At 55.6% G+C, this 14931-nt stretch carries 6 protein-coding genes, 2 tRNA genes and 4 rRNA genes; 8 read left to right on the forward strand and 4 right to left on the reverse strand.

Features of this window, described 5'->3' with window-relative positions:
* Positions 1–367: 367 nt before the first annotated feature.
* A complete protein-coding gene (locus tag AB4N84_RS11480) occupies positions 368–1264 on the reverse strand; it encodes a LysR family transcriptional regulator (RefSeq protein ID WP_460046410.1) in 897 nt (298 codons plus the stop codon).
* A gap of 174 nt (positions 1265–1438) precedes the next feature.
* On the opposite strand from AB4N84_RS11480, the gene AB4N84_RS11485 reads away from it, so the two are divergent.
* From AB4N84_RS11485 to rrf (AB4N84_RS11520), 8 genes are all read left to right on the forward strand, one after another.
* The gene (locus AB4N84_RS11485; protein WP_460046412.1) at positions 1439–2620 is read left to right on the forward strand and encodes an acyl-CoA dehydrogenase; all 1182 of its coding nucleotides are present in this window, start codon (positions 1439–1441) and stop codon (positions 2618–2620) included.
* Positions 2621–2630: 10 nt separating this feature from the next.
* The gene (locus AB4N84_RS11490) at positions 2631–3851 is read left to right on the forward strand and encodes a CaiB/BaiF CoA transferase family protein (protein WP_460046413.1); all 1221 of its coding nucleotides are present in this window, start codon (positions 2631–2633) and stop codon (positions 3849–3851) included.
* Positions 3852–4451: 600 nt separating this feature from the next.
* Positions 4452–5988, forward strand: a 16S ribosomal RNA gene (locus AB4N84_RS11495).
* Positions 5989–6052: 64 nt separating this feature from the next.
* Positions 6053–6129 (forward strand) — tRNA-Ile (locus AB4N84_RS11500).
* A 26-nt stretch (positions 6130–6155) separates the two neighbouring features.
* Positions 6156–6231, forward strand: a tRNA-Ala gene (locus AB4N84_RS11505).
* A 248-nt stretch (positions 6232–6479) separates the two neighbouring features.
* A 23S ribosomal RNA gene (locus AB4N84_RS11510) occupies positions 6480–9372 on the forward strand.
* A 155-nt stretch (positions 9373–9527) separates the two neighbouring features.
* Positions 9528–9643, forward strand: a 5S ribosomal RNA gene (rrf, locus tag AB4N84_RS11515).
* A gap of 106 nt (positions 9644–9749) precedes the next feature.
* A 5S ribosomal RNA gene (gene rrf / locus AB4N84_RS11520) occupies positions 9750–9865 on the forward strand.
* Together the 16S, 23S and 5S rRNA genes with 2 tRNA genes alongside form the textbook arrangement of a ribosomal RNA operon.
* A 108-nt stretch (positions 9866–9973) precedes the next feature.
* Here the strand turns inward: rrf (AB4N84_RS11520) and AB4N84_RS11525 are convergent.
* From AB4N84_RS11525 to AB4N84_RS11535, 3 genes are read right to left on the reverse strand one after another with little or no spacing between them, the layout of a single operon-like run.
* Entirely contained in the window at positions 9974–10465 is a 492-nt protein-coding gene (locus AB4N84_RS11525; protein ID WP_460046415.1) for an SRPBCC family protein, read from the reverse strand.
* A gap of 41 nt (positions 10466–10506) precedes the next feature.
* Positions 10507–13959 (reverse strand): thioester reductase domain-containing protein, encoded by a 3453-nt coding sequence (locus AB4N84_RS11530; protein WP_460046416.1) that lies wholly within the window; start codon positions 13957–13959, stop codon positions 10507–10509.
* Complete coding sequence (locus AB4N84_RS11535) at positions 13956–14900, reverse strand: diiron oxygenase (protein WP_460046417.1); 945 nt, start codon at positions 14898–14900, stop codon at positions 13956–13958. Before AB4N84_RS11535 ends, AB4N84_RS11530 begins: the two co-directional genes overlap by 4 nt.
* Positions 14901–14931: the final 31 nt, after the last annotated feature.

The raw sequence follows: 14931 nt of genomic DNA on the forward strand, positions 1-14931 counted from the left end.
GGCAGCGATCACCATGTCCCCGCAAGACAAGGCGGGGCGCGGCATTTTGCAGGTGTCAGAAGGGGGCATCAAGGAATTCTGTAACGCGACATATCTTTAACTACAAGTCACCCTGTGACCGTTTGACGCAACAAAACGCTACAGACCTTGTATTTCATGGTCTGTAGCTGAATATGAGGTGTTGGAAATTTTTTTTCTATCTATCACGAGAATGGTGGCAAATCAGCCTGTAGGCCCCGTCACATAACGCTTACAGCCTGTTTTCAATAACGAACACAAGTGTTTCTTAAATGCGACATATCAAGACATCTGTAGGCTTTTCAAATTTTTGACTACAGGGTCAGTAATTAGTGGTTAGATAGACAGATCAAGGCATTGCGTACGTTTCAGCCTGATGCACCAGCCAGTCTCGGAACGCTTTCAGGGACGCTGACTCGACTTTGCGTTCTGGAATCATCAGGTGATACGCCTTAAGACTCGATAAAGCATGGGGATTGGCGATGACCAAACGGTTCTCCGACAGCTCGCGCTGAATCAGGAACGGCGGGATCAGCGCGACGCCCATGTCATGCATGGCCGCCTGGGCGAGCATGGAGAATAGCTCGTATCTTGGACCTGTCATGTCGCGTACGACACTTATGCCCAATGCGCTGAACCACTGGCGCCAGGCATAAGGCCGGGTGGTTTGTTGGAGCAGCGGCATGTCAGCCAGATCCCCGGCGCTGAGCTGCTTGCTGTTATTGAGCAGCGCCGGGCTGCACACCGGCATCGGGTTTTCGCTCATCAGCCGATGCGACTCTGTGCCTGGCCAGTCTGCGTCGCCGAAATAGATCGCTGCATCGAACTCGGTATCAGCAAACAGAAAAGGTCGGGTTCGGTTGGTCAGGTTAATCGTCACATCCGGGTGCTGATGCTGGAAGTCTTTGAGCCGCGGTAATAGCCATTGGGTGCCGAAGGTCGGGACCACGGCCAGTTCAATCACATTGGCGCCTTGATGGCCCATCACGGAGAGTGTGTCGCGCTCGACGGCGTCGAGTTGGGTGGCCACGCGACGACTGTAGGAAAGCCCTGCCTCTGTCAGCTTCACACCTCTTCTAGAACGTCGGAATAACTCGACGTTGAGGAACTCTTCAAGGCTGGCAATCTGACGGCAAATTGCACCTTGCGTGAGGGACAGTTCGTCAGCCGCCTTGGTAAAGCTTTCATGACGAGCGGCGGCTTCAAAGCTGACCAGCGCTGTAGTACTGGGGATCTTGCGTCTCATGTACGTCAACCTCACTCGTAAACTCTGGATCTCGCTGCTCGCGCGTTCTCGGAGTGAGAAATTAGCACAACACTATGCGAAATCCTCGTTTGCTGTAGGACAAATCCACGCCTAGGATCTATCCACGACTTTTCTCGGCAGCGCCCGAGAACATCATTCAGCGAGGAGACAGTCATGGGCGGTAAGGCAAGCTTCAATTGGATCGATCCACTGTTGCTGGATCAGCAGCTCACTGAAGAAGAGCGCATGGTTCGTGACAGCGCCGAGCAGTTCGCCCAGGACAAGTTGGCGCCTCGCGTTCTTGAGGCCTTTCGTCACGAGCAGACCGATCCTGCGATTTTCCGTGAAATGGGTGAGGTCGGCCTGCTGGGCGCGACGATCCCTGAGCAATACGGTGGCAGCGGTTTGAACTATGTCTGCTATGGCCTGATTGCCCGCGAAGTGGAGCGTGTCGACTCCGGCTATCGCTCGATGATGAGCGTCCAGTCGTCGTTGGTCATGGTTCCGATTAATGAATTCGGTACCGAAGCGCAGAAGCAGAAGTATCTCCCCAAGCTTGCCTCTGGTGAGTGGATTGGATGCTTTGGCCTCACCGAGCCGAACCACGGCTCAGACCCGGGCGCCATGATTACTCGCGCCAGGAAGGTCGACGGCGGTTATCGCTTAAGTGGCAGCAAAATGTGGATCACCAACAGTCCGATCGCGGATGTGTTCGTGGTGTGGGCGAAAGACGATGCTGGCGACATCCGCGGCTTCGTGCTGGAGAAAGGATGGCAGGGCCTGAGCGCGCCGGCCATTCATGGCAAGGTCGGCCTGCGCGCTTCCATTACAGGCGAAATCGTGATGGATAACGTCTTTGTGCCAGAGGAGAACATCTTCCCGGAAGTGCGAGGTCTGAAAGGTCCGTTCACCTGCCTGAACTCGGCGCGTTATGGCATCTCCTGGGGTGCGTTGGGTGCAGCCGAGTTCTGCTGGCACACCGCGCGTCAGTACACCCTGGATCGCCAGCAATTCGGCAGGCCTTTGGCGGCCAATCAGTTGATCCAGAAGAAACTGGCCGACATGCAGACAGAAATCACTCTGGCACTGCAAGGCTGCCTGCGCTTGGGCCGAATGAAAGATGAAGGTACGGCGGCGGTAGAAATCACCTCGATCATGAAGCGTAACTCCTGTGGCAAGTCGCTGGACATTGCGCGGATGGCCCGTGACATGCTCGGTGGTAACGGGATTTCGGACGAGTTCGGCATTGCCCGTCATCTGGTCAACCTGGAAGTTGTGAATACCTACGAAGGCACGCATGACGTTCATGCGTTGATTCTGGGCCGTGCGCAGACGGGCATTCAGGCGTTCTATTAAGGAGCCGGCCATGGGCGCGCTATCGCATTTGCGTGTGCTGGACTTGTCCAGGGTTCTTGCCGGACCTTGGGCGGGGCAGATTCTCGCCGACCTCGGCGCTGACGTGATCAAGATCGAGCGCCCAGGCAATGGCGACGACACCCGCGCCTGGGGGCCGCCGTTCCTGAAGGATCCTCGGGGCGAGAATACCTCCGAGGCGGCGTATTACCTTTCTGCCAACAGGAACAAGCAATCCGTCACGATCGACTTCACTCGGCCTGAAGGTCAGAAGCTGGTGCGGGAGTTGGCCGCGAAGTCCGACATTGTGATCGAGAATTTCAAGGTGGGCGGGCTCAAGGCTTACGGTCTTGATTACGAGTCCCTGCAGGCAGAGAACCCCCGGCTGATCTATTGCTCGATCACCGGCTTTGGTCAGACGGGTCCGTATGCCAAGCGGGCGGGTTATGACTTCATGATTCAGGGGTTGGGCGGCTTGATGAGCCTGACCGGTCGCCCTGAAGGGGAGGACGGCGCCGGGCCGGTAAAGGTAGGGGTGGCGCTGACCGATATCCTCACGGGGCTTTATTCGACGTCTGCCATTCTCGCTGCGTTGGCGCACCGCGATCAAGGCGGTATGGGTCAGCATATCGACATGGCGCTGCTGGATGTGCAGGTCGCGTGTCTGGCGAACCAGGCGATGAATTACCTGACGACAGGTGTATCGCCAAGGCGGCTGGGCAACGCTCACCCGAACATCGTGCCCTATCAGGACTTTCCTACGGCAGATGGTGATTTCATCCTGACGGTGGGCAACGACAGCCAGTTTCGCAAGTTCGCGGAAGTCGCGGGTCAATCGCATTGGGCGGACGACCCAAGGTTCGCTACTAATAAGCAGCGTGTTGCGCATCGAGGCGAGCTGATTCCGCTGATTCGTCAGGCCACTGTTTTCAAGACTACGGCTGAGTGGGTGACAGCGTTGGAGTTGGCGGGCGTGCCATGCGGCCCGATCAATGATGTCGCTCAGGTATTTGCCGATCCCCATGTCCAGGCGCGTGGCTTGAAAGTCGAGCTGCCTCATGCGCTCGGCGGAACGGTGCCACAGGTTGCCAGCCCCATCAGGTTGTCGCAGACACCGGTGGAGTATCGTCGAGCGCCTCCATTGCTGGGCGAGCATACGCTGGAGGTCTTGACCGGTGTTCTGGGGCTTTCGGACGACGCAGTGATGGCGTTGCGCGAAGCGGGAGTGCTCTAGGTCTCTTCTTTATAGGAAGCCGCGAAAGCGGATCCCTATATAAACAGAAGGAACTGACTGATTTTCATGAGGTTTTGGCTTTTTGATGGAAACTTCAAATTAAGTGTTGACGCCCCTCTGAATGTCTCTATAATTCGCCCCACTTCCGGCGCAGACGAAACGGAAAACTCCTTGATAATCAACGAGTTGGACGAAGTAAGCAGCGAGGAAGCGCTTCGGTTCAGATGCTTGAATCGACAGCGGTGAGAAAGGAGTTGACAGCAGGTTGTAACGCTGTAGAATTCGCCTCCCGCTGACGTGAGACGGTAAGTCGAACGAAGCGCAAGTGGTTGAAGTTGCAAAGGAAACTTTGAAAACTTCTTAAAATAACCGCTTGACAGATACAGAGGACGCTGTAGAATGCGCGCCTCGGTTGAGACGAAAAGCTCTTAACCAACCGCTCTTTAACAACTGAATCAAGCAATTCGTGTGGGTGCTTGCGCTGTAAGACTGAAGTCAACTGATTATCAGCATCGCAAGTTACTCCACGAGAAATCATGGTTTAACCAACGATTGCTGAGCCAAGTTTATAAGGTTTTCTCAAAACCTAATTGCAGTATTGAACTGAAGAGTTTGATCATGGCTCAGATTGAACGCTGGCGGCAGGCCTAACACATGCAAGTCGAGCGGATGAAGGGAGCTTGCTTCCTGATTCAGCGGCGGACGGGTGAGTAATGCCTAGGAATCTGCCTGGTAGTGGGGGACAACGTCTCGAAAGGGACGCTAATACCGCATACGTCCTACGGGAGAAAGTGGGGGATCTTCGGACCTCACGCTATCAGATGAGCCTAGGTCGGATTAGCTAGTTGGTGAGGTAATGGCTCACCAAGGCGACGATCCGTAACTGGTCTGAGAGGATGATCAGTCACACTGGAACTGAGACACGGTCCAGACTCCTACGGGAGGCAGCAGTGGGGAATATTGGACAATGGGCGAAAGCCTGATCCAGCCATGCCGCGTGTGTGAAGAAGGTCTTCGGATTGTAAAGCACTTTAAGTTGGGAGGAAGGGCATTAACCTAATACGTTAGTGTTTTGACGTTACCGACAGAATAAGCACCGGCTAACTCTGTGCCAGCAGCCGCGGTAATACAGAGGGTGCAAGCGTTAATCGGAATTACTGGGCGTAAAGCGCGCGTAGGTGGTTTGTTAAGTTGAATGTGAAATCCCCGGGCTCAACCTGGGAACTGCATCCAAAACTGGCAAGCTAGAGTAGGGCAGAGGGTGGTGGAATTTCCTGTGTAGCGGTGAAATGCGTAGATATAGGAAGGAACACCAGTGGCGAAGGCGACCACCTGGGCTCATACTGACACTGAGGTGCGAAAGCGTGGGGAGCAAACAGGATTAGATACCCTGGTAGTCCACGCCGTAAACGATGTCAACTAGCCGTTGGGAGTCTTGAACTCTTAGTGGCGCAGCTAACGCATTAAGTTGACCGCCTGGGGAGTACGGCCGCAAGGTTAAAACTCAAATGAATTGACGGGGGCCCGCACAAGCGGTGGAGCATGTGGTTTAATTCGAAGCAACGCGAAGAACCTTACCAGGCCTTGACATCCAATGAACTTTCCAGAGATGGATGGGTGCCTTCGGGAACATTGAGACAGGTGCTGCATGGCTGTCGTCAGCTCGTGTCGTGAGATGTTGGGTTAAGTCCCGTAACGAGCGCAACCCTTGTCCTTAGTTACCAGCACGTTATGGTGGGCACTCTAAGGAGACTGCCGGTGACAAACCGGAGGAAGGTGGGGATGACGTCAAGTCATCATGGCCCTTACGGCCTGGGCTACACACGTGCTACAATGGTCGGTACAGAGGGTTGCCAAGCCGCGAGGTGGAGCTAATCCCACAAAACCGATCGTAGTCCGGATCGCAGTCTGCAACTCGACTGCGTGAAGTCGGAATCGCTAGTAATCGCGAATCAGAATGTCGCGGTGAATACGTTCCCGGGCCTTGTACACACCGCCCGTCACACCATGGGAGTGGGTTGCACCAGAAGTAGCTAGTCTAACCTTCGGGGGGACGGTTACCACGGTGTGATTCATGACTGGGGTGAAGTCGTAACAAGGTAGCCGTAGGGGAACCTGCGGCTGGATCACCTCCTTAATCGAAGACTCAGCTTCTTCGCAAGTTCCCACACGAATTGCTTGATTCATTGAAGAAGACGATTGGGTCTGTAGCTCAGTTGGTTAGAGCGCACCCCTGATAAGGGTGAGGTCGGCAGTTCGAATCTGCCCAGACCCACCAATTACCGGTGCACCCTGTAGCGATACGGGGCCATAGCTCAGCTGGGAGAGCGCCTGCCTTGCACGCAGGAGGTCAGCGGTTCGATCCCGCTTGGCTCCACCATTACCGCAGTAGTTGGGTACAGGCAGTTGTCCGCGAAAGCTTAGAAATGAGCATTTCCTTCGGTTGAAGGCTAAATGTTGATTTCTGATCTTTGTCAGAATCGTTCTTTAAAAATTTGGGTATGTGATAGAAAGATAGACTGGATGGCACTTTCACTGGTGTTCATTCAGGCTAAGGTAAAGTTTGTGAAATGCAAACTTTCGGCGAATGTCGTCTTCACAGTATAACCAGATTGCTTGGGGTTATATGGTCAAGTGAAGAAGCGCATACGGTGGATGCCTTGGCAGTCAGAGGCGATGAAAGACGTGGTAGCCTGCGAAAAGCTTCGGGGAGTCGGCAAACAGACTGTGATCCGGAGATGTCTGAATGGGGGAACCCAGCTGTCATAAGACAGTTATCTTACGCTGAATACATAGGCGTAAGAGGCGAACCAGGGGAACTGAAACATCTAAGTACCCTGAGGAAAAGAAATCAACCGAGATTCCCTTAGTAGTGGCGAGCGAACGGGGACCAGCCCTTAAGTTGATTTGAGATTAGCGGAACGCTCTGGAAAGTGCGGCCATAGTGGGTGATAGCCCTGTACGCGAAAATCTCTTGTCAATGAAATCGAGTAGGACGGGGCACGAGAAACCTTGTCTGAACATGGGGGGACCATCCTCCAAGGCTAAATACTACTGACTGACCGATAGTGAACCAGTACCGTGAGGGAAAGGCGAAAAGAACCGCGGAGAGCGGAGTGAAATAGATCCTGAAACCGTATGCGTACAAGCAGTGGGAGCCCACTTTGTTGGGTGACTGCGTACCTTTTGTATAATGGGTCAGCGACTTATTTTCAGTGGCGAGCTTAACCGAATAGGGGAGGCGTAGCGAAAGCGAGTCTTAATAGGGCGTCTAGTCGCTGGGAATAGACCCGAAACCGGGCGATCTATCCATGGGCAGGTTGAAGGTTAGGTAACACTGACTGGAGGACCGAACCGACTACCGTTGAAAAGTTAGCGGATGACCTGTGGATCGGAGTGAAAGGCTAATCAAGCTCGGAGATAGCTGGTTCTCCTCGAAAGCTATTTAGGTAGCGCCTCATGTATCACTGTAGGGGGTAGAGCACTGTTTCGGCTAGGGGGTCATCCCGACTTACCAAACCGATGCAAACTCCGAATACCTACAAGTGCCGAGCATGGGAGACACACGGCGGGTGCTAACGTCCGTCGTGAAAAGGGAAACAACCCAGACCGTCAGCTAAGGTCCCAAAGTCATGGTTAAGTGGGAAACGATGTGGGAAGGCTTAGACAGCTAGGAGGTTGGCTTAGAAGCAGCCACCCTTTAAAGAAAGCGTAATAGCTCACTAGTCGAGTCGGCCTGCGCGGAAGATGTAACGGGGCTCAAACCATGCACCGAAGCTACGGGTATCATCTTTTGATGATGCGGTAGAGGAGCGTTCTGTAAGCCTGTGAAGGTGAGTTGAGAAGCTTGCTGGAGGTATCAGAAGTGCGAATGCTGACATGAGTAACGACAATGGGTGTGAAAAACACCCACGCCGAAAGACCAAGGTTTCCTGCGCAACGTTAATCGACGCAGGGTTAGTCGGTCCCTAAGGCGAGGCTGAAAAGCGTAGTCGATGGAAAACAGGTTAATATTCCTGTACTTCTGGTTATTGCGATGGAGGGACGGAGAAGGCTAGGCCAGCCTGGCGTTGGTTGTCCAGGTTTAAGGTGGTAGGCTGGAATCTTAGGTAAATCCGGGATTCTAAGGCCGAGAGCTGATGACGAGTGTTCTTTAGAACACGAAGTGGTTGATGCCATGCTTCCAAGAAAAGCTTCTAAGCTTCAGGTAACCAGGAACCGTACCCCAAACCGACACAGGTGGTTGGGTAGAGAATACCAAGGCGCTTGAGAGAACTCGGGTGAAGGAACTAGGCAAAATGGCACCGTAACTTCGGGAGAAGGTGCGCCGGTGAGGGTGAAGGACTTGCTCCGTAAGCTCATGCCGGTCGAAGATACCAGGCCGCTGCGACTGTTTATTAAAAACACAGCACTCTGCAAACACGAAAGTGGACGTATAGGGTGTGACGCCTGCCCGGTGCCGGAAGGTTAATTGATGGGGTTAGCTAACGCGAAGCTCTTGATCGAAGCCCCGGTAAACGGCGGCCGTAACTATAACGGTCCTAAGGTAGCGAAATTCCTTGTCGGGTAAGTTCCGACCTGCACGAATGGCGTAACGATGGCGGCGCTGTCTCCACCCGAGACTCAGTGAAATTGAAATCGCTGTGAAGATGCAGTGTATCCGCGGCTAGACGGAAAGACCCCGTGAACCTTTACTATAGCTTTGCACTGGACTTTGAATTTGCTTGTGTAGGATAGGTGGGAGGCTTTGAAGCGTGGACGCCAGTTCGCGTGGAGCCATCCTTGAAATACCACCCTGGCAACTTTGAGGTTCTAACTCAGGTCCGTTATCCGGATCGAGGACAGTGTATGGTGGGTAGTTTGACTGGGGCGGTCTCCTCCTAAAGAGTAACGGAGGAGTACGAAGGTGCGCTCAGACCGGTCGGAAATCGGTCGTAGAGTATAAAGGCAAAAGCGCGCTTGACTGCGAGACAGACACGTCGAGCAGGTACGAAAGTAGGTCTTAGTGATCCGGTGGTTCTGTATGGAAGGGCCATCGCTCAACGGATAAAAGGTACTCCGGGGATAACAGGCTGATACCGCCCAAGAGTTCATATCGACGGCGGTGTTTGGCACCTCGATGTCGGCTCATCACATCCTGGGGCTGAAGCCGGTCCCAAGGGTATGGCTGTTCGCCATTTAAAGTGGTACGCGAGCTGGGTTTAGAACGTCGTGAGACAGTTCGGTCCCTATCTGCCGTGGACGTTTGAGATTTGAGAGGGGCTGCTCCTAGTACGAGAGGACCGGAGTGGACGAACCTCTGGTGTTCCGGTTGTCACGCCAGTGGCATTGCCGGGTAGCTATGTTCGGAAAAGATAACCGCTGAAAGCATCTAAGCGGGAAACTTGCCTCAAGATGAGATCTCACTGGAACCTTGAGTTCCCTGAAGGGCCGTCGAAGACTACGACGTTGATAGGTTGGGTGTGTAAGCGCTGTGAGGCGTTGAGCTAACCAATACTAATTGCCCGTGAGGCTTGACCATATAACACCCAAGCAATCTGCGACTCGATGAGCACAGATTGCGGTGACTGTGAAGACGACACGCACCGAAAGTTTGCAGGACACAGGCAAGACACCTGATCACATACCCGATTTGCTGAAGCGAGGCCATACGGTCACGAGTCAGTACCCGAATTTCTTGACGACCATAGAGCGTTGGAACCACCTGATCCCATCCCGAACTCAGCAGTGAAACGATGCATCGCCGATGGTAGTGTGGGGTTTCCCCATGTGAGAGTAGGTCATCGTCAAGATTAAATTCCGAAACCCCATTTGCGAAAGCAGATGGGGTTTTGTTTTAAGTGAAGGTCACCAATTTTCGTTGACTCGTTACTTCGTAACGGATCAACAACAGAATTTCTTGACGACCATAGAGTGCTGGAACCACCTGATCCCATCCCGAACTCAGCAGTGAAACGGTGCATCGCCGATGGTAGTGTGGGGTTTCCCCATGTGAGAGTAGGTCATCGTCAAGATTCAATTCCGAAACCCCTGTCTGCTAACGCAGACAGGGGTTTTGTCGTTTCGGGGCCACGACACAAGCCCGCTCAGGCCTGAACGAAGCGGGCCTGGCCGAAGGACGTTTACGAAGCGAACAGCTTTTGCACGTTGTTCATGGCGTCATCGGCGAAGCCTTGAAGGAAGTTGTGGAACTCTACAGGGCTGGCGGGATTGCCCTCGGCAGGTTCTGCGATGATGGTCCAGGTGGCGTTGCAGAGGCGCTCGCTGGCAGGAACCACCGTCATCGACGCCCAGAGGTTGCGGATACCCAGATTGTTATAGATCGTTGTCCATGTCATGGAAAGCGCGCGGTCGTCTCGTGAGTTCAACTGCTCGACCACCACCAAACCGCCTTCCTTGAACTGCTTGTAACGAACTGACCCGGGACCGGTTCCGACTACCTCAATGCTGGCCAGCGCCGGAATGAATTTCGCAAAACCGCCGAAATCACCCACGACATCCCAGACTGCCTGCGCGTCGGCAGTAATTGAAACTGTCGACACGACCGGCGTGCCTGCAGGGTTGCTGATCAAGGTGTCGGGTGTCAGGTTGTAGATCGTGTTGATTGCGTTCATGTCGTTCTCCATTACGTACGTGAGTGTTGCCTTTGGGTCAGTCAGATGAAGTCGATCTCTTTCAGGTAGTCGCAGCCTTTACGCAGCAACGCCGGGGTTTTCTGAGGGTAGCGTTCGCCCATCCGCTGCACGCCGGCTAGCGCGTTCTGGTATGCGATCGTAGAGATGTCGCCGATGTCTTCCTCAAAACCGTCGAGGTAGAACCCCAACACGCCGAACAGGGCGTTCTGGCTGTCGACCCGGTTAAGCTGGGTCTGCCAGTGCGCGACGCTGACCATCTCGAACTCGCGACCAGCTTCGCGAAACGCGTCGACGTAACCGGTCCAGCTCAAGGGTTCGGGGTTGTGCAGGTTGAATACCGCACGTGTGGGCTGATAGCGGCTGCTGTGAAAACCGATGAAGCGGGCGAGGAAGTCCACGGGCATCAGGTCAAAGGTCATCGAGAAGTCGGGCACCTGACCCAACTGCATCGAGCCCTTGAGCATCAGCATCAAGCGGTTCTTGTGCGGCTGACAGACGCCCGTGATGCTGTTGAAGGCGATGTTTCCCGGGCGATAAATGTTGACCCATGCGCCCTGTTCGCGCGCTTGCTGCAGGATGCGTTCAGCGACCCATTTGGAGAGGTTGTAGCCGTTCTTGATATAGATCGGCGGGGTCTCTGCAGCAGGGGCTTCCAGAACGCTGCCGTTGGCGTCTATGGCGCTGGAGGCGGAGAGGGTCGAGACGAAGTTGAAGACCTTCTTGCTGCGGCCTTCGCACAACCTGAGGCACTCGAAAATGGGCGTGACGTTGTCCTTGGTGAGTGTCTCGTAATCCTGAACATGATTAACGTTGGCCGCATTGTGGATGAGTGCGCCGAACTCATGATCCAGTCGCTCGTAAACATCGTCAGCCAGGCCGAGTTGCGGCCGGGTAACGTCGGCGGCATAGACGCGCACCCGGCTCAAGTCCAGATGCTCCAACCGGTTTTCGCGCAAGGCTTCGACAAACCGATCCTGCGCCGTCATGCCGCCGCCCTCACGCACCAGGCACGCCACCTCTGTCGCGCCCCACCCCAAAAGTGCCTCGACGAGGTGAACGCCGAGAAAGCCATTGGCCCCGGTCACGATGATCTTGTGCACATCGCCGAGTTTGCCGACAGGCAGGATCGGCAGTTGGATGGGTGTTGAGGCGTCTTTGAGCGCTTGCGGACTGACCGTCCAGGACGAAGCGCCGTCACTGTCGATCAATGATGCGAGGTTGATTAACGTGGGGGCTTCGATGAAGCGGTTGATGGGAATACTGCGGCCGAATCGCTCGCGAATGCCCAGCAGCATCTGCGACAGCAAAATCGAGTGACCGCCGAGGTTGAAAAAGCTTTCATCGGTCGAAATATCCCCCGGTGGAAGCTCCAGCAGGTCGGCCCACAGTTTCTGCAGGATTCGCTCATTCTCGCTTTCCGGCGGACGGCGCGGCGCCTGCTCCGTCAGGTTGACCGGCAACTGCAGTAACGCCTTGCGATCAATCTTGCCGTTATTGGCGAAAGGCATCGTTGCCAGCTCGGTGTAGGAGGCCGGGCGCATGTAGTCGGGCAATAACCGTTCAATGTGGGCTTTGAGCAGATGCCGTGCGACATCGGGCTCGACACCGTGTGGTTGCGCGAGAAACGCCAGAATCCGGCGCTGATCATCGATCACCACTGCGACCTGTCGGTACAGTTGGCTGTCGCGCAGGCAATGCTCGATTTCTTCCGGTTCAACCCGGAAACCCCGGATCTTGACTTGATTGTCCCGCCGCCCGGACAACGCCACCCCATCGTCGCTCCACTTACCGATATCACCCGTGCGGTAGGCGCGCACGCTTTCTCCGCCGCCGAGGGCGATTCGCACGTAACGCTCGTCAGTCAGTGCCGGATTGTGGATGTAACCCAGACCGACGCCCGGCCCAACGATGTACAACTCGCCCGGCATCTGCTCGGCAACCGGCTGCATCTGCTCGTCGAGAATCAACAACTGACTGTTGGCGATAGGCCGCCCCAGGTTGCGATTGCTACTGCCCGGCTGGAACTGTCCTGCGGTGATCAGCACCGTGGCCTCGGTGGGTCCGTACAGGTTGTGGAACTGACAGTTCCCCGCCAGCCGCTCGATCACGTAGGGCTCGCAGACATCGCCGCCCGTGCAGAGATGCTCAAGCTTCAGGGGACGCTCCGCTGGCAGAATGCTGAGCAACGCAGGTGGTAGAAAGGCATGGCTCAGGTTCTGCTCAAGCAGCTCCATAAGCTGCAGCGGATCCCGGCGTTGGTCTTCGCTGGCGACCACCAGTTCGGCGCCGCTCAACAACGTCGGAAAGATGTCGATCACTGACGAATCGAAACTCAACGTCGAAAATTGCAGAACGCGGCTGCGTTCCGACAGCGCGACGTACTCGGCGTACCACGCAGTGAAGTGGCTCAGGTTGCGCTGGCTGAGCATCACACCCTTGGGGTGACCGGTTGTGCCCGAGGTGTACAGCGCCATGCACGGGGCTTCAGTCCCAGGGCGAACACACAAGAATGACTCATCCGTAGCCGTGATCTGGACAGCACTGATGTCCAGGCCCGGTACGCTCTGACCGGCGAGCGGGTGCTGACCGTCATGCAGCAGCAATACGGCCTTGGCGTTTTCCAGTATGTACTGCTGCCGTTGCAGCGGCTGGCTGGGATCGAGCGGCAGGTACACGGCGCCATAGCCGAGAATCGCGACGACCCCTGCGAACAAGGCTGCGCACTTTGGCAGACAGATGCCGATCACCAGTGGCTCGTCTGAGGAGCGTGCGAGCAGAGGCCGCATGTGCGCCTGGATGGCCACGCTGTGCTCGCGCAACGCGTCATAACGGACGCGTTGACCACCGACATTCAAGGCATACCGATCAGCAAAGGTTGCGAAGCTCTGATCCAGGCGCGTGACCATCGGTTGCTGTGCGATGCTCAGCAGGTGAGGTTGTGCGGTCTGGTTGTAACGGTGCTCGAACGCCAGTCGATCCAGTGTAAGCAGACCTTCTTGCCATTCACTCTGAGGCGGTTCGACACGCTCGACCTGTGCAAGGAAGCCGGCGTCCCGCGAGAGGCGGCTGACCAGCAAGGCGACATCGTCGACGAGCGTTGTAATGGCACTGTCGCGTAGCACTCGACCGTTGCCCGAAGGTTCAGCCGGCAGGATGCGACGCGCTATTAGCTTCAGCGCGACGGCCGAACCATACCAGCACAGCAATTCCAGCCGGGGTAGCGCGCCTTGGGCGTCAGGGATCAGCCCGATACGCAAACCAAGCTGCGCGTCGGTTTTGAAAGCAGCGAGCCGCATGCTGGTCAGCGCCAGCGTGCCATCGTCGATGATCAACGAAGGGCCGTATACCTGGCTGTGTTCCAGCGCGTGCGCGTCCGGAAGTTGATGAGTCAGATGCCCATGGGCCTCCAGTTCGATAGCGAGTTCGCCCAAAGCCCGACTGTGACCGATGAGCACAATCTCCAGGCGCTTCATTGCGTGCCTCCTGCCGGCAAATAGTCGGCGAGCGCGTGTTGCACGCAGGTGGAGTCGAGCATCGAGCTGGCCTTGAAGAAGCGCACGATGTTACCCACCAGCGGGTGATGGCGATTGATTGGAAAGCTCATGGCCTGGGTTTCGTCTATGAGCGCTTGCTTGATGGACTCGGTGACCGGGAGGTTGTCGATCAGCACAAAGTCGAAGGACTTCTGGATGTCATTGGTCAAATATTGAGCAATGAATACCGGCATGATGCGGGCGATGGTTTCCCGATCCATCTCCGTGGCGGCATGCCAATAGATGCGCACCAATCGCGCCCAGAAGCCCGAGTGTCGACCTTCATCGAGCAGATGGTCTGCCATCAGCCCCTTGATCGATTGCTTGACCGTGTCGTCCTTCGCGAACGCCGCGACGTCGTTGGTCACGGTGTTCTCTGCGACAGCGACACAGATGAGTTCGACCGCGCTGCGCAGGTGATCGGGGGCGAGGGCCAACGCGGCCGGAATCGCCCGGCTCAATTCGATTTCAAGTGGCAGCTCAATGGGCTGAATGCCCGTCAGTGCGATGGTTTGCTGCATGAAGTCCATCGCCACCAAGGCGTGGTAGTCCTCATCCACAACCACTGTCATGGCGTCGTATCGGCACGCGAACGGAAAGCGGATCGCAAAGTTATCCTTGGCGATACTGCGCGCGGTCTTGTCGACGATCTCGGTCTCGAAGATCACCACGTCATTGATGAACTTGTACAGGCTCTGGATCAACGCGAAGTCACGCAGGTGCGGGCACTCGCGGCTGAAGGTTTCACTGAGTACCAGCGGTTGCCGGCTCAGGGGATAGATGAGTTTTTCGTCGTTTTCCACGATGCGGCGTGGACGCGTGCGGATGGTTGCACGGCCTTCCCAGGCGTCGACGAATGACAGGTAGTCTTCGGCTTTCATGATGTCGTCCCTGTGTAGGTAACTGAAGTGT

It is taken from the genome of Pseudomonas sp. S2_H01 (genome assembly GCF_054668305.1).